The sequence below is a fragment of the Streptomyces sp. x-19 genome, from assembly GCF_046549115.1.
Lineage (GTDB): Bacteria > Actinomycetota > Actinomycetes > Streptomycetales > Streptomycetaceae > Streptomyces > Streptomyces albulus_C.
In genome coordinates, this window is record NZ_JAJPWK010000007.1 from 335,240 (window position 1) to 353,212 (window position 17,973).

Here is a 17,973-nt window from a genome sequence, read left to right on the forward strand (position 1 = left end):
CGTCACCAGCGGTTTGCCGCTGTGGACTACACCACTTCGCGTGGCGCACGTCCCCGGTGGCGGGCCGCCCACTCCTTTACTCGGATCGTCCGGCACGTTCCTGCCGGTGAAGGGACACACCATGGCAACGGTCACGTACGACCAGGCGACCCGGATCTACCCGGGTTCCGACAAGCCCGCCGTCGACAAGCTCGACATCACCATCGAGGACGGCGAGTTCCTCGTACTCGTCGGGCCCTCCGGCTGCGGCAAATCCACCTCGCTGCGGATGCTGGCGGGGCTGGAGGACGTCAACGAGGGGGTCATCCGCATCGGCGACCGGGACGTCACGCACCTGCCGCCCAAGGACCGGGACATCGCCATGGTGTTCCAGAACTACGCGCTCTACCCGCACATGACGGTCGCCGACAACATGGGCTTCGCCCTCAAGATCGCCGGTGTGCCGAAGGCCGAGATCCGGCAGAAGGTCGAGGACGCGGCGAAGATCCTCGACCTCACGGAGTACCTGGGGCGCAAGCCGAAGGCGCTCTCCGGCGGCCAGCGGCAGCGGGTCGCGATGGGACGCGCCATCGTCCGCGAGCCCCAGGTGTTCCTCATGGACGAGCCGCTGTCCAACCTGGACGCCAAGCTGCGCGTGCAGACCCGCACCCAGATCGCCGGGCTCCAGCGGCGCCTCGGCATCACCACCGTCTACGTCACCCACGACCAGGTCGAGGCCATGACGATGGGCGACCGGGTCGCGGTGCTCAAGGACGGCCTGCTCCAGCAGGTGGACTCGCCGCGCAACATGTACGACCGGCCCGCCAACCTCTTCGTGGCCGGCTTCATCGGCTCGCCCGCCATGAACCTCGTCGAGGTGCCGGTCACCGACGGCGGCGTGAAGTTCGGCAACAGCGTGGTGCCGGTCAGTCGAGAGGCGCTCGCCGGCGCCGAGGGCGACAAGACGGTGACGGTCGGCATCCGGCCCGAGCACTTCGACATCGTCGAGCAGAACGGCGCGGCCACCCAGTCGCTGTCCAAGGAGTCCTCGAACGCCCCGGCCGGCCTGGCGGTGACCGTCAACGTCGTCGAGGAACTGGGCGCCGACGGCTACGTCTACGGCACGGCCGAGGTCGGCGGGACCGTCAAGGACCTGGTCGTGCGGGTCAACGGCCGCCAGGTCCCGGCCAAGGGGACCCAGTTGCACGTGGTCCCGCAGCCCGGCGAGACGCATGTCTTCTCCACCTCGACCGGCAAGCGCCTGACCGACTGACCGACCCGACGGGCACGTTGCCCGGGCGACGGGCACACCGCCGGCCCGACGGGCACACCGCCGACGCGGCGGCAGCGGCCCGCTCGCCCGTCGACCGGCGGGCCAACAGGCCAACAGGCCAACAGGCCAACGAACGAGCCGATCAGGACCACCGGGCCCGACCCGGACGGGTTTACCGCGGCGGCGGTGTGGGGTAGTGCGCGTCCCCGCACCGCCGCCGCGGCGCGTCCGGACCGGGGCCGGGCCCGCGCCCGCAAGCCCGCGAGGGCTCCGTCGCACTTCCGGCAACTCGCCGCAATTGCCGCCCCGGAAGCGGCTTTTCGTACCAGTGCGTCAACCCAACAACCGCACCGACGAGCCATTCCGTCCCCCAATAAGGTGACCGAATGTCGCCAAATCATCACCCCTCGCTACCATCACGACCGTGAACTCCGCAGCCCGCCGAATCGGCCGAACTCTCGCCCTCGTCCTGCCCGTCGTCCTCGTCCTGTCCGGGACCCTCGCGGTCACCCGCGTCCCCTGGGCATCGAAGAGCGCCGAGTCGCAGGTGCTCGCCGCCTCCTCCGGGAAGGTCTCCACCCAGGCCGGCCCCCGTGCCGCCCAGGACGTCCTCCGGGACCGCCTCCTGGTGGAACTCCAGGAGAAGGACCCCGGCGTCGCCCTGACGCACCTCCAGGAGGCCACCACCGCCCGGCCGTCGCTGGCCAAGCACTGCGCCTCCATCGCCCGTGCCCTCGGCCGCGCCGCGGTCGCCAAGTACGGCGCCGCGCACCGCGCCCAGGCGTTCTCCCGCCCGGTCTGCGACACCTCCTTCGCCACCGGCGTGGCCGCTGCCCAGTGACCGTTGCTCGCACCGCTTAGGGTGCGAACCATGACCGGCGCCCCGCATCCGTTCCCCACGCAGGCCGTGGTCCTGGCCGGTGGCCAGGGCTCCCGTCTCCGCCCGTACACCGACGACCGACCCAAGCCGATGGTCGAGATTCCCGGCACCGGGACCCCGATCATCGGCCATCAGCTGAACTGGCTCGCCGAGGAGGGCGTCACCGACGCCGTCGTCTCCTGCGGGCACCTCGCCGAGGTCCTCCAGGAATGGCTGGAGCAGGCCCGACTCCCCTTGCGCGTGACGACCGTCGTCGAGGACGAGCCGCTGGGCCGCGGCGGCGGCCTGAAGCACGCCGCGGGCTCCCTGCCCCGCCCGGACGAGCCCTGGTACGCCACCAACGGCGACATCTGGACCCGCTTCCCGCTCCGCGAGATGGCCGCCTTCCACCACGAGCGCGACGCCGTGGCCACCTTGGCACTGGCCCGTCCGCGCATCCCCTGGGGCGCCGTCGAAACCGACGCCTTCGGACACGTGCTGGACTTCATCGAGGCCCCGCCGTCCCCGTACCTGATCAACGCGGGCGTCTACGTCTTCTCCGCCGCCTTCACCGAGCTGCTGCCCGCCCGGGGCGACCACGAGCGCACCACCTTCCCGCGCCTCGCCCGGGAACGCCGGCTGGCCGGCTACCCGCTCCCCCAGGGCGCCTACTGGCGCGCCATCGACACCGCCAAGGACCTCACCGAGGCCGCCAAGGAGCTCGCCGCACAGTCCCGTTGAGGCCCCCCAGGGCCCTGGATGACGCGCGGGCGCCGACGGGGCCGTCGAGCCGCATCCCGCCGCCCACGCCCCGCCCCACGACACCCGCGGCACAACCCCCGCGCACGGCGCCCGCTCCAGCCGCCAGCCCCGCCGCCCTCCTCCCAACCCTCCCCCGAACGCAGTCGTCCCCGGCCGCCCACCACCCTCGGCCCGGAGGCCTGAGGGAGCGGAGCGATCGGGGACGCGTGGTGCGGACGGACGGCCGGCCCGCGGGCGGGTCAGCCCAGCAGACCGCCGAGGGTGCTGCCGCGGCCGGAGTCGCCTCCGGGGGTGCCGTTGCTGGAGCTGCCGGTCGTACCGCCGCCGGTGCCGCCCGAACCGCCCGGCGACTGGGTGCGGGACGGGACATGGGCCGGGGCCGAGTGCTGCGGGGCGCTGGTGGTCGCGCCGGGCCGACGGGTCGCGGCGCCGGTGCGGCCGCCGGCCGACGGGGCGCCGGGGGCCGAGGCGGTCGGCAGGCCCGGCTTGTGGGCCTTGTGGGAGGCGCCCGTCGAGGGCGCACCGGGGTGGCGGGGGATGCGGTGGCCGGGCCGCGAACCGTTGTGGCCCGGGCGGGGCAGGGGGGAGCCGGGGAGGTTGTTGATCGCGGGCTCGCCGGGCCGCGGCACGGTGGGCACCCGGGCGGTCCTTACGGCACCGCCCAGCAGGGAACCGATGAGCAGGGTCAGACCGGCCACCACCGCGGTCATCATGGCGCCGCGGCGCAGCACCCGGCGGCGCAGCGCACCGACCTCGACGCGCGGGCCGAGCCGCCGCCACGCCTCGCCGGCGAGCCGGGCGTCCATGGAGTAGACCGGGGCACCCGCGATGATCAGCGGGCTCCAGGCGGCGAGGTAGATGATGTCGGGGGCGTCGTAGGCGGGCAGGGTGCGCCAGCTGACGGTCATCAGCAGCGCCGCGGAGAGCAGCGCGCCGAACGACGCGGCGACCCGCTGCCACAGTCCGCAGATGGTCAGCACGCCGACCACGACCTGGAGGAACGCCACCGTCAGCCCGGCGCCGACCGGGTGCGCGACCGCGAAGTCCCGCAGCGGCACGGCGAGTTCCCAGGGGTGCAGGGAGAGCAGCCAGGTGACCATCGAGCCGCGCTGGCCACCGTCGAAGTACACCGGGTCGCAGAGCTTGCCCATCCCGGCGTAGACGGAGATCAGGCCGAGGAAGATCCGCAGCGGCAGCAGGACGACGCCGAGGTTCATCCGGCGGCCGGGGTAGTACGCGTGCCGCACGCCGTCGCCGACGCGCCGCCTGGCCCCGGTGTCGAGGAGGTCGCGCGCCTCGAACCGCTCGTCGTCGCCGCCGTGCGCGCCGCCGGCGTACCGCGGGCCGGGGAACGGGCCGGGCAGGGCGCGGGTGCCGCGCGGCAGGGTGTCCTCGTCGTCGGCGGGGCCGCGCTGGCCGACCACGGTGGAGGCGGGGGACTCGCCGAGCCGGACCCGGGGCAGGACCTGGGTCGTCCCGACGTCCTCGGCCGGGCCGGGGTCCAGGCCGACGCCCGCGTCGCGCACCGCGTGCAGGAGTTGGGTGGTGGCGCCGGCCGCGCCGCCCGGTTCGGTGCGGCCGCTCCAGACCACGGGCGTGCGGCGTCTGGGCGGCGACCCCCGGAGGGCGGGGACGCGCGGGGTCTCGGCCAGGACGCGCGCGGCCACCGGGGCGGCGAGCTGCACGCGGAAGCTGGCGTGGTTGACGATGACCTGCGCGGGATCGCACGGCACCTTGACCGAGCTCAGGACCGGCTCGTCGTCGAAGCTCGACGAGCGTCCCCCCGGTGTGCGGGGTGTTCTGGTGTCCACGCTCATCTAACCGAGTGACCCGCGGTTAAGACACTGCCTTGACCGGCACGATCTGTCCGAGACCCGTCAAAAGATCACGTGATGCGGCGAAGTCACACGGAGCGTCATGTTGTGCCCCGGGCCGGGCGGGAACGCGGCCCCGCCCGGCCCGGGAACGGCCGGGAAACGCCCGGCGGCGGCCACGATCAGCCGCGGCGGCGCGCCGCCTCCCACAGCACCACGCCGGCCGCGACACCGGCGTTCAGCGACTCCGCGCCGCCCGGCATCGGGATCCGCACCCGCACGTCGCAGGTCTCGCCGACGAGCCTCGACAGGCCCTTGCCCTCACTGCCGACGACGATGACGACCGGACCGTCCAGCGCCTGGAGGTCCTGGAGCTCCACTTCCCCGTCCGCGGCCAGGCCGACCACCGTCATGCCGGCCTTCTGGTACGCCTCCAGGGCCCGGGTCAGGTTGGTGGCGCGGGCCACCGGCGTGCGGGCCGCGGTGCCCGCCGAGGTCTTCCAGGCACCGGCGGTCATCCCGGCCGCGCGGCGCTCCGGGACGACCACGCCGTGGCCGCCGAAGGCCGACACGGACCGGACCACGGCACCGAGGTTGCGCGGGTCGGTGACGCCGTCCAACGCGACGATCAGCGGGTCCTCGCCGTCGTCGAAGGCGGCTGCGGCGAGGTCCTCGGGGTGCGCGTACTCGTACGGCGGGATCTGGGCGACCAGGCCCTGGTGGTTGAGGCCGTTCGTCATCCGGTCGAGCTCGGGCCGCGGGGCCTCCATGAGGTTCAGCCCCAGCTCGTTGGCGAGCTGGAGCGCCTCGCGCACCCGCTCGTCGTTGTCGATGAACTGCTGCACGTACAGGGTGGTCGCCGGCACGCCCTCGCGCAGCGCCTCGACGACCGGGTTGCGGCCCACGACCAGCTCCGCGGTGCCCTTGGCGCCGCCGCGCCGCGGGGCCGGCCCGCGCCCGGCGGCCTGCTTGGCCTTGGCGTTGGCGACGCGGTTCTTGACGTGCCCCTTGCGTGCGGAGGCCGGCGGGGTCGGCCCCTTGCCTTCGAGAGACCGGCGCCGCTTACCGCCACTGCCGACCTGAGCGCCCTTCTTGTTCGACGTGCGGCGGTTCCTGCGCTGGCTGTTGCCGGCCATGGGTCACCTGTTTCTTCACTGCTCTCGACGTCTCGCGACGTGGAGTGGGTACGTACGTATGGATTGAGTGTCGCCCGCGGTCACCGGGAAGGGCGAATCCGGCTGGTGGCCGGGGGTGCGGCCGGGCCCCGGGACGGCCCCGGGGACGGGCTCAGGTAAGCGACCAGCGCGGGCCCGAAGGGGTGTCCTCGATGGTCAGGCCGGACTGCTGGAGCTGGTCGCGGATGGCATCGGCGGTCGCGTAGTCCTTGCGGGCCCGGGCGCCCTGCCGCTGTTCCAGGACCAGCCGGACGAGGGAGTCCACGACCCCGTGCAGGTCCTCGCCGCGGTCCGCGCCGCCGCCCGTCCACCGCTCGTCGAGCGGGTCCAGGCCGAGCACGCCGAGCATCGCCCGCACCTCGGCGAGCCGGGCGACCGCGGCGTCCTTGTCGTCCGCGGTCAGCGCCGAATTGCCCTGCCGGACGGTGGTGTGCACGATCGCCAGCGCCTGCGGGACGCCCAGGTCGTCGTCCATCGCCTCGGCGAACGCCAGCGGCACCTCGGCCGCCGGCTCGACGGTCCCGGCCTTCTCCACGACGCGCTGGACGAAGCCCTCGATCCGCGCGAACGACGACTCGGCCTCGCGCAGCGCCTCCTCGCTGTACTCGATCATCGAGCGGTAGTGCGGGGTGCCGAGGTAGTAGCGCAGCACGATCGGCCGCCAGCGCTTGACCATCTCCGAGACCAGCACGGAGTTGCCCAGCGACTTGGACATCTTCTCGCCGCTCATGGTCACCCAGGCGTTGTGCGACCAGTACCGGGCGAAGTCGTCGCCGTACGCCTTGGCCTGCGCGATCTCGTTCTCGTGGTGCGGGAAGACCAGGTCGACGCCGCCGCCGTGGACGTCGAAGGCGGGGCCCAGGTACTTGTGGGCCATCGCCGAGCACTCCAGGTGCCAGCCCGGCCGGCCGCGGCCCCAGGGGGTCTCCCAGCTGGGCTCGCCCTCCTTGGCCGCCTTCCACATGGCGAAGTCGCGCGCGTCGCGCTTGCCGGTCTCGCCCTCGCCGGACGGCTGGCGGAGGTTGTCCAACTCCTGGTTGGAGAGCTGGAGGTACTCCGGGAAGGAGCGCACGTCGAAGTAGACGTTGCCGTCGGCGGCGTAGGCGTGGCCGCGCTCGATCAGGCCCCGCATCATCTCGATCATCTCGGGGATGTGGCCGGTGGCCCGCGGCTCGTAGGTGGGGCGCAGGCAGCCGAGGGCGTCATAGGCCGCGTTGAAGGCGACCTCGTTCTCGTAGCCGATCGCCCACCAGGGGCGGCCCTGCTCGGCCGACTTCTGGATGATCTTGTCGTCGATGTCCGTGACGTTGCGGACGAACGTCACGTCGTAGCCGCGGTGGGCGAACCAGCGGCGCATGATGTCGAAGTTGAGTCCCGACCGGATGTGTCCGATGTGCGGGGCAGCCTGCACGGTCGCACCACAGAGGTAGATCGAGACACAGCCCGGCCGGAGCGGGGTGAAGTCGCGAATCTGCCGGGCGCTGGTGTCGTACAGGCGAATCGTCACGGGACAAGGGTAGTCGGAACGCGGGAGTGCCCCGTGCTCCCTTGAGCACGGGGACACGGATGGTTCGCCGCCGCCCCGTCGACCGGTGGTTCCGTCCCGGTTTGCCCGGGCGGAGGCGTCCCGCCACGCGGGGGCGGCGCTCAGACGCGGCCGACCACCTTCCGCGGGGTGATCCGGACCACGACGCGCTGGTCGTCGTCCACCGCGGTCGGGTTGAACTCCGCGTACGGCTTGCCGGTGTACTTCAGCGACAGCTCGTCGATCAGCTCCTGCCCGCCCTCGGTGGTGAGGCTGGCCTCGCCACGGATCTCGGCGTAGGTGTACGGGGCGTCGAACGGCTGGAGGACCACCGACACCCGCGGGTCGCGGCGGAGGTTCAGCTCCTTGCGGCGGCCGACGGTCGTCGAGATCAGCAGGTCGTTGCCGTCTCGCTTCACCCACACCGGGGAGAGCTGGGGGCTACCGTCCGGCTGGACCGTCCCCACCGTCACGAAGACCGGCGAGTCGAGCAGCTCCTTGAGCTGGTCGGAGAGCGTTGCAGTCACGGAGGATCCTTCCTAAGGGCCGAACCGACGGCTTCCGATGGACACCACTACCCCGGATTCTCACCCAACGCCCCTTGCGGCGCCGGGTATTCCTCCGGGGCGCGACTCCGATCGGCGGAACGCCGCGGTCCGGCCCGCGGATCGGCTCAGCCGGTGCGCACCACCAGGGCGGTGGCGATCGCGGCCAGCCCCTCGGCGCGGCCGGTCAGCCCCAGTCCGTCGGTGGTGGTGCCGGAGATCGAGACCGGCGCCCCGACCGCCGCCGACAGCGCCCGCTGGGCCTCGTCCCGGCGCTTGCCGATCTTCGGCCGGACGCCGATGACCTGCACCGCGACGTTGCCAACGGCGAAGCCCTCGGCCCGAACGATCCGCGCCGCCTCGGCCAGCAGCGTCACGCCGGAGGCACCGGACCACTCGGGGCGGGAGGTGCCGAAGTGCGCACCGAGGTCGCCGATGCCGGCCGCGGAGAACAGCGCGTCGCAGGCGGCGTGCGCCGCCACGTCGCCGTCGCTGTGCCCGGCCAGGCCGTACCCGTCGCTCTCCGCTGCGTCCCAGAGCAGCCCGGCGCACCACAGCGGGCGCCCCTGCTCGAAGGCGTGCACGTCGGTCCCGACCCCGACGAGGGGCAGGCCGGACGGCGCGGGAACCTGCGCGGACGCATCAGACATAGCCATCGGTGGCCCTCCTCCGGGCGAGTACGGCCTCGGCCAGGACGAGGTCCAGCGGCCGGGTCACCTTGAACGCTTCCTCGTGGCCGGGGACGAGCACCACGCCCTGGCCGAGCCGCTCCACCAGCCCGGCGTCGTCGGTGGCGCCCTCGCCCTCCACGACGACCTCGTGCGCCTTGCGCAGCGTCGGCAGGTCGAAGCCCTGCGGGGTCTGCACGGCGCGCAGCAGGGCCCGCTCCGGGGTGCCGACCACCGGCTCCGGGGTGCCCTGGGGACGCGGCTCGACCTGCTTGACGGTGTCGGCCAGCGGCAGCGCGGGGACCACGGCCGGGGCGCCGCCGCGGACCGCCGCGATCACCGCGTCCACGGTCTCCACCGGCACCAGCGGCCGGGCCGCGTCGTGGACCAGCACCACGTCGATGCCGTCGGGCAGGGCGGCCAGTCCCAGCCGGACGGACTCCTGGCGGGTGGCGCCGCCGGGGGCCACGGTCAGTTCGGTGCGGTCGGCGAGCGGATGGGCGTCCAGCAGGCGCCGGACCTCGTCGGGGCCGTCCGGCGGGGCGACGACGACGATGTGCGTGACGGCCCGGGACGCGGCCATCGCGCGGACCGCGTGCACCAGCATCGGGGTGCCGCCCAGGGTGCGCAGCGCCTTGGGGGTGCCGGGGCCGAGCCGGACACCGCGGCCGGCGGCAGGGATGACCGCGGCGGTACGGACCGGGCGGGAAGGATCTGACATCGATGGCTCCGGAGTCCGGGCGAACCCGGAATTGGGGCAGACAGGTTTGTTTCCTCGGGCGAGGTGGGTATGGCCTGGGAGTGCCGGGCGTTATGCCTTGACCGGAACCCTTCCGTGACAGCGGTCGGGGCAGCAGCCCGAGCCCGGCACGCCACCACGAGGGCCCGGCGGGCTTCACCGAGGAAGCCGCCGCCGGCCCGACGTCCGACCTTCCCGTGCACCACCCGCAGATATGCCGCAGCGCCCGGCAACAGACCCTCCGCTTAGGGGGGCGTCACTCGGGCACCGCGGCATTGCTACGTCGCTGCTGTGTCGTCACCTCACGCCGGCACAGTCAGCCGTGCGTCGTCAGGACGCGAGGACCTCGTCGAGCAGGGCCTCGGCCTTGTCTTCGTTGGTGTTCTCCGCGAGGGCCAGCTCGCTCACCAGGATCTGGCGGGCCTTGGCGAGCATCCTCTTCTCACCGGCGGAGAGTCCGCGCTCACGCTCACGTCGCCACAGGTCACGCACGACCTCGGCGACCTTGATCACGTCGCCCGAGGCGAGCTTCTCAAGATTTGCCTTGTAACGACGGGACCAGTTCGTCGGCTCTTCGGCATACGGTGCGCGCAGCACCTCGAAGACCCGGTCCAGCCCGTCCTGACCGACCACATCGCGTACGCCGACGAACTCCGCGTTGTCCGCTGGCACACGAACAGTCAAGTCGCCCTGGGCGACCTTCAGCACCAAGTAGGTCTTGTCCACGCCTTTGATCTGGCGAGTTTCGATGGCCTCGATCAGCGCGGCCCCGTGATGGGGATAGACCACGGTGTCGCCAACCTTGAACGTCATGTGACAGGTACCCCTTCCGTGGCTATCCATGCTAACACGGGAACGGGCCGTTCTGAATGGCGTTTTCGCAGGTCAGGGCATATCTCGGGGCTTGACAACAGCGACCGGAACGTGCTGCGAAGGGGCTCGGGGTGGAGGTATTCGCAGGTCGGAGGGGCTTCCCGGGTGCACGGAAAGCCACCCGCAGTACACCGGAATCACAATGATCAATGGGCCGAACGTCCCGATTTGCACCGATCCGCACGAGCGAGTTCCGCTACTCCGTTCGGACGCTTGCGCACGGCCCGGGCCGGAATCCCGGAATTGATCAACGGCCCCGCACCACCCCGTGTGATCAATTCCGGCGGCATGTGCATTCCTTGTGAATACTGCTTTTCACCGGGGGAAACACCACGGCCACCACTCGAACAGCCGGCTGCGGAATATGCCAACCAGTTCTTCGGAGATCACCGCCGAGATCGGTCCGAGATCGGGTTCCGGAAATCCCCGCCGGGGGTGCGCGGACCGTTCGTCCGGTCGCCCCGGCCACGGGTGGACCGGGGCGACCGGGAGGCGCGTGATCGCCTAGGGGGCGGGTCGGGTGCGGCGCCGCGAGGACGGCTCGGTAACCTAGCGGCGCTGACCCACCCTTAGGGCGGCTTTACGTGCCCGTCGTCATGACGTGTGCGCAACGCCGTCCCAGCCGTCCATCCGCGACCGGGCACGAACGTTCGGCCGCCGTAGCTCGTCAAGGAGATGCCGCCGCCGTGAGCCGCAGCCTTCGACGCGGCGTCCTCGCCGCCACCGTCCTCTCGCTCTCCGTCGCCACCCTTTCCGCGTGCGCCGCCGGGAACGACGCCCAGACGCTGGAGGTCAAGCCGGACAACGCCGAGACCAGCGTCGGCAACATCAAGATCCAGAACGTCAACGTCGTCACCCAGCCGGAGGCGAACGCCAAGGGCCCGGCCGCGATCACCGCCACGGTGTTCAACACCGGCACCAAGGACCAGCAGCTGACCGGCATCGCGGTCGACGGCACCGGCCAGTCGGCCAAGCTGTCGCCCGTCAAGATCGACGTGCCGGCCGGCGGTTCCGCGGTCATCGGCGGCAAGGGCAACGCCAGCGCCATCCTGGAGAGCGGCCGGGAGGCCGTCCAGGACGGCAACGCCCAGCCGCTGACGTTCACCTTCAGCGCCGCCGGCAAGGTCAAGATCAACGCCTATGTCGTGCCCGCGAAGAACGTCTTCGAGAGCTACGGCCCGTCGGTGACGCCGCAGCCGTCCACCTCCGCGAGCGGCAAGCCCTCCGAGTCGGGCAGCCCCAGCGCCCCGGCCACCCCGAGCGGCTCCGGCAAGCCCTCGGAGTCGGCGCACGCCGGTCACTGAGGCCCGCTTCGCCCTTCGCCCGCACCACGTGAAGGGGCGCTCCTCCCGGCCGGGAGGAGCGCCCCTTCACGCATGGCCGGCGCCGGCGGCCTACGGCTCGAACTTGTAGCCCAGGCCGCGGACCGTCACCAGGTAGCGCGGGGCCCCCGGGTCGGGCTCGATCTTGGCGCGCAGCCGCTTCACGTGGACGTCGAGCGTCTTGGTGTCGCCCACGTAGTCGGCGCCCCAGACGCGGTCGATCAGCTGCATCCGGGTCAGCACCCGGCCGGCGTTGCGCAGCAGCATCTCCAGGAGGTCGAACTCCTTGAGCGGCAGGTCGACCTTGCCGCCGGAGACCGTGACGACGTGGCGGTCCACGTCCATCCGGACCGGGCCGGCCTCCAGGGCCTGCGGGGCGACCTCCTCCGGCTCGCCGCGGCGGCGCAGCACCGCGCGGATCCGGGCGACCAGTTCGCGGGACGAGAACGGCTTGGTGACGTAGTCGTCGGCCCCTATTTCGAGACCCACGACCTTGTCGATCTCGCTGTCCTTGGCGGTCACCATGATGACCGGGACGTTGGAGCGGCCGCGCAGCTGGCGGCAGACCTCGGTGCCGGGCAGGCCCGGCAGCATCAGGTCCAGCAGGACGAGGTCGGCGCCGTTGCGCTCGAACTCGTCCAGGCCGTCGGGGCCGGTGGCCGCCACGGCGACCTCGAAGCCCTCCTTGCGGAGCATGTACGACAGTGCGTCGCTGAACGATTCCTCGTCCTCGACGACGAGCACTCGGGTCACGGAAGGACCTCCGGGGCTGGGTGAGCTGGGAGCGGATCGTTGAAGGTCTCGTACGGACGGTCCTCGTCGTCGAGGCCCTCCGCGGTGAGGTCCGAGGGCCGTTCGCGGTCGCGGACGGTCCCGGCTTCCGGGAGACGCAGGGTGAAGGTGGAGCCCTGTCCCTCAGCGCTCCACACCGTGACCTCCCCGCCGTGCGAGGCGGCCACGTGCTTGACGATGGCGAGGCCGAGACCGGTCCCGCCGGTGGCGCGCGAGCGCGCCGGGTCGACGCGGTAGAACCGCTCGAAGATGCGGTCGCGGTCCTTCTCGGAAATCCCGATGCCCTGGTCGGTCACCGCGATCTCGATCAGGTCGCCGCCGGGTACGGAGACCCGGCGGCCCGCTATCCCGACGCGGGTGCGCGCCGGGGAGTAGTTGACGGCGTTCTCGACGAGGTTGCCCAGGGCGGCGGCGAGCTGGCCGCGGTTGCCCCAGACGTGCAGGTCGGCGGTGCCGCCGGCGGCGATGGTGATCTGTTTGGTGCCGGCCTGCTGGCGGCAGCGGTCGACCGCCTCGGCGACCAGCTCGTCGACCAGGACGGGCTCGGAGTCCTCCAGCGGGTCGTCGTTCTGCACCCGGGAGAGGTCGATGAGCTCCTGGACGAGGTTGGTCAGTCGGGTGGCCTCGTTCTGCATCCGGCCGGCGAAGCGGGTGACCGCCTCGGGGTCGTCGCTGGCGTCCATCACGGCCTCGGAGAGGAGCGAGAGGGCGCCGACGGGCGTCTTGAGCTCGTGGCTGACGTTGGCCACGAAGTCCCGGCGGACCGCCTCGATGCGGCGGGCCTCCGTGAGGTCCTCGACCAGCAGCAGGACCAGCCGGGAGCCGAGCGGGGCGACCCGGGCGGAGACCGCCAGGGCGTCCCCGCGGCCGGTGCCGCGGCGCGGCAGGTCCAGCTCGACCTGGCGTATCTCGCCGTCGCGGCGGGTGTCGCGGGCCATCTGGAGCATCGGCTCGACGGCGAGCCGACCGCCCCGGACCAGCCCGAGGGCGTACGCCGCGGAGCTGGCCTTGACCACCGTGTCCGCCTCGTCGAGGACGACGGCGGAGGAACGCAGGACCGACAGGACGGTGTCGACACCGGGTGGCAGGACCGCCTCGGTGTGCAGGGAGGTGCGGGTGGGCTTGGCCTGGTCCCGCTCGCTCCAGCGGAACGCCAGCATGGCGAAGACGCCGGTGCAGAGCCCGGCGATCGCTGCCATTGCGGCGACGGCCGCGTCCACGTTCATGAATCCAGAGTATGTGCCGGTTCCGACACTCCCCCAGCGCTCGGAGCTGCTGCTCGGACACCCTTCGCCCAGAGTTCACCGAGGCGTCAGTGGCGATTCACTCTCCGCGCCGGCGGGGCCGGGTCGGTGCGGCCCCGGCCGCCTCCGGGCTTCCCGGCGTTTCCCAGAGTTCACCTTCAGGTCGGTGGCGGTTCACCCCCGATGGCCCCGCAGGTCGTGATCCGGCCGCACATTGAGGGTGCGGGGGCCCACCGGCGGCCGGTCGTGGGAGCGTAGGCGCAACGGCCACCTCCCACTCATCACCACGCACCATCCCCCACACTCCCCGGATCACTCCGGGCGCAACCGGAATCCCTCGAAGCGAGAGAAGGTCACTGATGCGGGACGCGTACCACGAGGAGCTGGATTCGATCGGCGAGGGCCTGGTCGAGATGGCCCGGCTCGTCGGCTCCGCGATCGGGCGCGCCACCACGGCGATACTCGACGCGGACCTGAAGCTGGCCGAGAACGTCATCGCCGCCGACGAGAAGGTCGACGACCTCCAGCGCGACCTGGAGGCGCGGGCCATCGCCCTGTTGGCCCGCCAGCAGCCGGTCGCCACCGACCTGCGGATCGTCGTCACCTCGCTGCGGATGAGCGCCGACCTGGAGCGCTCCGGCGACCTGGCCCAGCACGTGGCCAAGCTGGCCCGGCTGCGCTTTCCGGAGCGGGCGGTGCCGCGCGACCTGCACGCCACCATCTTGGAGATGGGGCAGCTGGCGCAGCGCCTGATGGCCAAGGCCGGCGAGGTCATCATCACCAAGGACGTCGACCTCGCGCTCCAGTTGGAGCAGGACGACGACGCGATGGACATGCTCCACCGCACCCTGTTCCAGCACCTGATGGACGACCGGTGGAAGCACGGCATCGAGACGGCCGTGGACGTGACCCTGCTGGGCCGTTACTACGAGCGCTTCGCTGACCACGCGGTCTCGGTGGCCAAGCGCGTCGTCTACCTCGTGACCGGCGAGCACCCGGACGAGATCGCGCCGCAGACGGCGGTGGAGGGCGCGTAGCGTGCGCCCACGCGCCGTTGACGCGCCTGTGCGCCAGGGTTTGCAATGGGCACCAGGTGACCCCTAGGAGGCGAATACATGGCACTCACGGCGGACTCCCAGAACCCCGCGTCCCAGGATGAGCCGACGGCCGTCGACCGGCCGCGGCTCCCGCTCCTCGGCGCGTGCGGCTGTGGCTCCGGCTGCGGCTGCGGCTGCCAGTCCGGCGGCCCGTGCCAGTGCGGCGGCAACTGCTGACCAGCGGCTCGCGCCACGGCACGACAACGGCACGGCAACGGCAACGGCACGGCAAAGCCCCCCACCCGCGGCACCACCGCGGGTGGGGGGCTTCCGCGCGGGGGCTTACTTCTTCTTGCCCTGGGTCTCGCAAGGCGCTTTTCGGGGCAGGGGTGTTGCCCGGCCAGAGCCTCAGGACCTGCGGCGGAGCGGCCGTTATTGGTGGTTGTTGGCCGTCGTCGGTCACCCTCGGACGGCCCACAGACGGCCCAGCAACTCCCCACGCACCTATAGATCAGGCTCAAGGACGCGCCCGGCCATCGCTGACCGGGCGCGTTCGCAGCTCCTGAGCATGTGGCCGCGCCGCTCAGGCCAGCCTGCTCACCACTGGCAGAAAGCCGCCGTGGCATCGTCGCCGGACTTGTAGCGCGGCCACCGTCGGCCTGTGGGATCCGTAGCCTCAACCCGCCGCACGGTATCGATTAGCTCGCCCGGCCCCCCCGCCCTGAGCGTTGCGAAAACCTCAGACCAGGTCGCCATCTCGTACTCCAGCACGAGCCTTGACGTGCCATCGGAAAGAACTGCGGCGGCGCGCGCTTGATCGAGCGGTGTGGAGCCGACCACACCGTGTTCTGCTGCTTCCGGGCCTGCCATAGCCACCCAGTACCCCTCCGGAGTGTTGCGCACTTGCCGCTGCGCAACGACGAGGCGCTGCAAGGCTTCTCTGTGTTCTTGGGTGTGAGTCTCGTACCTCTCGACCTCGGCCTTCAGCTCAGGAAGGACCTCATCCACTCGAAGGTCAGTAATTGCCGAGCAGCCCTGCGGTCCATCGAAAACGATCGGTGAATCCGCGAGAACGAGGTGATCGAGGACGTCCTCCCGATGCCGCAGAATCGCGACCGTGGCCGACGGCGTCCCCGGGTTGCTGAGGTCGCACTCAGGGTGCAGCGCCGCGGTGCGTTCGAGAGCATCAGCGAGCCCATCCGGCAGGGGGCGGTCGGTGTCCGCAAGAGCGGCGACGATGTGGCCGCCGAGGTGGGCGACGTACCACGGGACGCCGTGCTGGCATCCCGTGGCCAGTCCTGCGGTGCTGAGTCCGTCCAGCACCACGGCAAGCGTCGGTGTGGCGGCCACCCAATCCTCGTTCGGGTTGGTTCCCCCGGGACGTGTGTCGATGGCGACGCGCATGATCAGCCCTCGTGTCGGTAGAGCGGGGTGACGCGGCGGCTCTCCAGCACGTCCAGCGTCTTCGGGTCGTAGCGGCAGGAAATTAGTGTGGAGAACCGACGGGTACGAACCTCTCGGTACAGCTCCGCGAGGTTGTTTTCGAGGTAGTGGACAACCCCGTTGGCGCCGACAGAGTGGATTCCCGCGATGTACAGGAACGTGCCGCGGCCATCCAGCCGAGGGAGCCTGCCCAGGTAGCCGAAGTCGCTTGCTGAGCCGTCTTCGTCCATCGGCGAGCGGTAGACGTTCCCGTCGTTCTTGTCCACCAAGTGCCAGGCGTGGTCCTTCTCGAACGCCAGGTTGTTGTCCCCGGCAAGCACCATGGCTACGACGGGGGACAGTCGGGGCCCGCAGACGACCACGTGGTTCTCGCGGTTGAGATCGACGATGCCGGACGGCGGGATCACCTCGTACTCCGCGTCCAGCTTCATCCCGCTCAACAACTTCCGCAGATGTTCGAAGTTCTTGAAATCCTCCCTGGTCACAACCTCGCTCGGGTTCTGCTCAGGGGTTTTGCCGCCCTCGTACTTGCCGCCGAGTGACACGGTCACGAGGTCCGTGCCGAAGAACGCCCGCTCCGGGGGCGGGCCGGCCGACGCTAGCTGCCCCACCCGGCCTCGGCTTACGCCGAGCTGCGCCGCAATCTCGGCCTGGGTCATGCCGGACGCTTGCGCCTCCTCGATGGCCTCGCGACGGATGCGGGACAACTCCAGCACCCAGCCCTGATACGTCGCCATCAGGTCGATCGCAGCCTTGGCCCGCTCGACCGGGGCCGCGATCCCAGAGACCCGATTCATGTCGTCGTGCACAGTTCTCCAATCCTCGCTTAGGGGGTCTAGCAACACTACCGCGAGAGGGGGTTGCGCGGGGCCCCGGGGTTGCCTATGGTCTCTAACAAGCAAGACGGCAAGCCCCCCTAAGCAAGCAAGGGGAAAGGTCGTTTCGCCCTGCTTGACCTGCAAAAACGCATGACAGAACGGCTTCGCCGGACCCGCTTACACGCGGCCCGAGCGGCAGCACCACCCTCCGGCCATCGGGTCGGAGGGGAGCGGCAGATGGCCCGTCGGCTGTCCGACCCGGTGCGAACAACCTGGACAGCGGTCCACCAGCGCAGGGAGAACGAACTCCGCAGGCTGGTGAGTGCATTGGCACTGAGACACCGAATCCCGAGCGGGGGCGAGTCCTCGCGATGACCGGTCGGTGGATAGGACTGCGGCGACACCGTTTCCGAGTGTCGCCACGGACGGTGTAGGCACTCCCTCACGTTGCGCGTGAGAGCCGAAACGGACGATGTCCAGGGAAGACGCACGTCACATCTTCCGGCTCGGATCGGAGTGCCCAACGGCGCGCCGGCGAAGCCGATCTCTGAGCACCAGTGCTCACAGTCCCCGACACCCCGCCCACGGGCAGGTGGTGCCGAGGGCTGTGGTCGCTCGTGACGAGAGACCACAAACAGGTGCGGGCCCCGGAGTAGCCGCTCCGAGACCCGCGCACAGGCCACCTAGTTGGAGGCAGTCCTGTGTTTCCCAGTTTCGCATCCCTGATCGCTGCGGAGTCCAGCGATTCGGATCAGATGGACGAGTTCCTTCGCCGCGCCCGACAGGCCGACTCGCAGCGACCCGGGGGCGGTGCCCGATGAGCGAGGAGTTCGAGAAGGAAGCCGTCGCAGCGCTCGACGCCCTGAGCCAGCACCACATGGACCAGGCCAACCAGGCCGCCGACAAGGCTGACGACGCCCGGCAGCAGGCAGCGGCGCTGCGGGGTGAGGCCGCGTGAGCAACCCCGTGGACATCACAGTCATCTCGTTCGGCTACCTGCACGACGCACCGCCGACGGCGCATCTCACGCTCGACCTGCGTGAGCACTTCCGGGACCCACACGTCAGCCCGGAGTTGCGGTACATGACAGCCCTGGACGTGCCGG

17 protein-coding genes and 1 pseudogene are annotated in these 17,973 nt (G+C 71.3%); 7 read left to right on the forward strand and 11 right to left on the reverse strand.

What is annotated here, in order from left to right:
* Window positions 1–121 precede the first annotated feature (121 nt).
* From ACLJT4_RS20365 to ACLJT4_RS20375, 3 genes are all read left to right on the forward strand, one after another.
* A complete protein-coding gene (locus ACLJT4_RS20365; protein ID WP_411123752.1) occupies window positions 122–1,252 on the forward strand; it encodes an ABC transporter ATP-binding protein in 1,131 nt (376 codons plus the stop codon).
* A 424-nt stretch (window positions 1,253–1,676) separates the two neighbouring features.
* Complete coding sequence (locus ACLJT4_RS20370) at window positions 1,677–2,093, forward strand: hypothetical protein (protein ID WP_411123754.1); 417 nt, start codon at window positions 1,677–1,679, stop codon at window positions 2,091–2,093.
* Window positions 2,094–2,123: 30 nt separating this feature from the next.
* The gene (locus ACLJT4_RS20375) at window positions 2,124–2,852 is read left to right on the forward strand and encodes an NDP-sugar synthase (protein WP_411123756.1); all 729 of its coding nucleotides are present in this window, start codon (window positions 2,124–2,126) and stop codon (window positions 2,850–2,852) included.
* A 260-nt stretch (window positions 2,853–3,112) separates the two neighbouring features.
* On the opposite strand, the gene ACLJT4_RS20380 is transcribed toward ACLJT4_RS20375, so the two are convergent.
* The 7 genes from ACLJT4_RS20380 to ACLJT4_RS20410 all read right to left on the reverse strand — a co-directional run bounded on the left by ACLJT4_RS20380 (window position 3,113) and on the right by ACLJT4_RS20410 (window position 10,152).
* Window positions 3,113–4,690, reverse strand: a complete 1,578-nt coding sequence (locus tag ACLJT4_RS20380; protein ID WP_411123758.1) for a DoxX family protein — start codon at window positions 4,688–4,690, stop codon at window positions 3,113–3,115.
* A 179-nt stretch (window positions 4,691–4,869) separates the two neighbouring features.
* The gene (gene rlmB / locus ACLJT4_RS20385) at window positions 4,870–5,823 is read right to left on the reverse strand and encodes a 23S rRNA (guanosine(2251)-2'-O)-methyltransferase RlmB (protein ID WP_411123760.1); all 954 of its coding nucleotides are present in this window, start codon (window positions 5,821–5,823) and stop codon (window positions 4,870–4,872) included.
* Between the two features lie 151 nt (window positions 5,824–5,974).
* Window positions 5,975–7,369, reverse strand: coding sequence for a cysteine--tRNA ligase (gene cysS / locus ACLJT4_RS20390; protein WP_411123762.1), 1,395 nt, complete (start codon window positions 7,367–7,369; stop codon window positions 5,975–5,977).
* A gap of 140 nt (window positions 7,370–7,509) precedes the next feature.
* Entirely contained in the window at window positions 7,510–7,914 is a 405-nt protein-coding gene (locus ACLJT4_RS20395; protein WP_411123764.1) for a PPOX class F420-dependent oxidoreductase, read from the reverse strand.
* 146 nt (window positions 7,915–8,060) lie between these two features.
* The gene (gene ispF / locus ACLJT4_RS20400) at window positions 8,061–8,588 is read right to left on the reverse strand and encodes a 2-C-methyl-D-erythritol 2,4-cyclodiphosphate synthase (RefSeq protein ID WP_411123766.1); all 528 of its coding nucleotides are present in this window, start codon (window positions 8,586–8,588) and stop codon (window positions 8,061–8,063) included.
* Window positions 8,575–9,321: a 2-C-methyl-D-erythritol 4-phosphate cytidylyltransferase gene (ispD, locus tag ACLJT4_RS20405; protein WP_411123768.1), complete on the reverse strand. Its 747-nt coding sequence runs from the start codon at window positions 9,319–9,321 to the stop codon at window positions 8,575–8,577. The genes ispF and ispD overlap by 14 nt, the downstream gene beginning before the upstream one ends.
* A gap of 348 nt (window positions 9,322–9,669) precedes the next feature.
* Complete coding sequence (locus tag ACLJT4_RS20410; protein ID WP_003953493.1) at window positions 9,670–10,152, reverse strand: CarD family transcriptional regulator; 483 nt, start codon at window positions 10,150–10,152, stop codon at window positions 9,670–9,672.
* 746 nt (window positions 10,153–10,898) lie between these two features.
* Between ACLJT4_RS20410 and ACLJT4_RS20415 the strand changes: the two genes are divergently transcribed.
* The gene (locus ACLJT4_RS20415; RefSeq protein ID WP_411123770.1) at window positions 10,899–11,516 is read left to right on the forward strand and encodes a DUF461 domain-containing protein; all 618 of its coding nucleotides are present in this window, start codon (window positions 10,899–10,901) and stop codon (window positions 11,514–11,516) included.
* Between the two features lie 90 nt (window positions 11,517–11,606).
* Here ACLJT4_RS20415 and ACLJT4_RS20420 read toward each other — a convergent pair whose 3' ends face one another.
* Window positions 11,607–12,287 carry a response regulator transcription factor gene (locus ACLJT4_RS20420; protein WP_016572018.1) on the reverse strand — a complete coding sequence of 227 codons (681 nt, stop codon included), beginning with the start codon at window positions 12,285–12,287 and terminating at the stop codon, window positions 11,607–11,609.
* Complete coding sequence (locus ACLJT4_RS20425; protein ID WP_016572019.1) at window positions 12,284–13,552, reverse strand: sensor histidine kinase; 1,269 nt, start codon at window positions 13,550–13,552, stop codon at window positions 12,284–12,286. Before ACLJT4_RS20425 ends, ACLJT4_RS20420 begins: the two co-directional genes overlap by 4 nt.
* Window positions 13,553–13,929: 377 nt before the next feature.
* Between ACLJT4_RS20425 and phoU the strand changes: the two genes are divergently transcribed.
* Window positions 13,930–14,607: a phosphate signaling complex protein PhoU gene (gene phoU, locus ACLJT4_RS20430; protein ID WP_016572020.1), complete on the forward strand. Its 678-nt coding sequence runs from the start codon at window positions 13,930–13,932 to the stop codon at window positions 14,605–14,607.
* Between the two features lie 597 nt (window positions 14,608–15,204).
* Here phoU and ACLJT4_RS20435 read toward each other — a convergent pair.
* Both ACLJT4_RS20435 and ACLJT4_RS20440 read right to left on the reverse strand, forming a co-directional pair.
* On the reverse strand, window positions 15,205–16,011 hold the full coding sequence (locus ACLJT4_RS20435; RefSeq protein WP_411123773.1) for a hypothetical protein: 807 nt from the start codon (window positions 16,009–16,011) through the stop codon (window positions 15,205–15,207).
* A gap of 2 nt (window positions 16,012–16,013) precedes the next feature.
* A complete protein-coding gene (locus ACLJT4_RS20440; RefSeq protein WP_376171898.1) occupies window positions 16,014–16,859 on the reverse strand; it encodes a sigma factor-like helix-turn-helix DNA-binding protein in 846 nt (281 codons plus the stop codon).
* Window positions 16,860–17,685: 826 nt separating this feature from the next.
* On the opposite strand from ACLJT4_RS20440, the gene ACLJT4_RS20445 reads away from it, so the two are divergent.
* Complete coding sequence (locus ACLJT4_RS20445) at window positions 17,686–17,826, forward strand: hypothetical protein (RefSeq protein WP_411123775.1); 141 nt, start codon at window positions 17,686–17,688, stop codon at window positions 17,824–17,826.
* A pseudogene (locus tag ACLJT4_RS20450) lies at window positions 17,823–17,973 on the forward strand (ATPase); the annotation flags it as partial. The gene ACLJT4_RS20445 and the pseudogene ACLJT4_RS20450, both read left to right, overlap by 4 nt.

Bases quoted from the DNA above. Each gene is read 5' to 3' on its own strand.
- ACLJT4_RS20365 (WP_411123752.1), top strand. From the start codon at position 122: ATGGCAACGGTCACGTACGACCAGGCGACCCGGATCTACCCGGGTTCC.
- ACLJT4_RS20375 (WP_411123756.1), top strand. From the start codon at position 2,124: ATGACCGGCGCCCCGCATCCGTTCCCCACGCAGGCCGTGGTCCTGGCC.
- ACLJT4_RS20380 (WP_411123758.1), bottom strand. From the start codon at position 4,690: ATGAGCGTGGACACCAGAACACCCCGCACACCGGGGGGACGCTCGTCG.
- rlmB (WP_411123760.1), bottom strand. From the start codon at position 5,823: ATGGCCGGCAACAGCCAGCGCAGGAACCGCCGCACGTCGAACAAGAAG.
- ispF (WP_411123766.1), bottom strand. From the start codon at position 8,588: ATGGCTATGTCTGATGCGTCCGCGCAGGTTCCCGCGCCGTCCGGCCTG.
- ispD (WP_411123768.1), bottom strand. From the start codon at position 9,321: ATGTCAGATCCTTCCCGCCCGGTCCGTACCGCCGCGGTCATCCCTGCC.
- ACLJT4_RS20410 (WP_003953493.1), bottom strand. From the start codon at position 10,152: ATGACGTTCAAGGTTGGCGACACCGTGGTCTATCCCCATCACGGGGCC.
- ACLJT4_RS20425 (WP_016572019.1), bottom strand. From the start codon at position 13,552: ATGAACGTGGACGCGGCCGTCGCCGCAATGGCAGCGATCGCCGGGCTC.
- phoU (WP_016572020.1), top strand. From the start codon at position 13,930: ATGCGGGACGCGTACCACGAGGAGCTGGATTCGATCGGCGAGGGCCTG.
- ACLJT4_RS20435 (WP_411123773.1), bottom strand. From the start codon at position 16,011: ATGCGCGTCGCCATCGACACACGTCCCGGGGGAACCAACCCGAACGAG.
- ACLJT4_RS20445 (WP_411123775.1), top strand. From the start codon at position 17,686: ATGAGCGAGGAGTTCGAGAAGGAAGCCGTCGCAGCGCTCGACGCCCTG.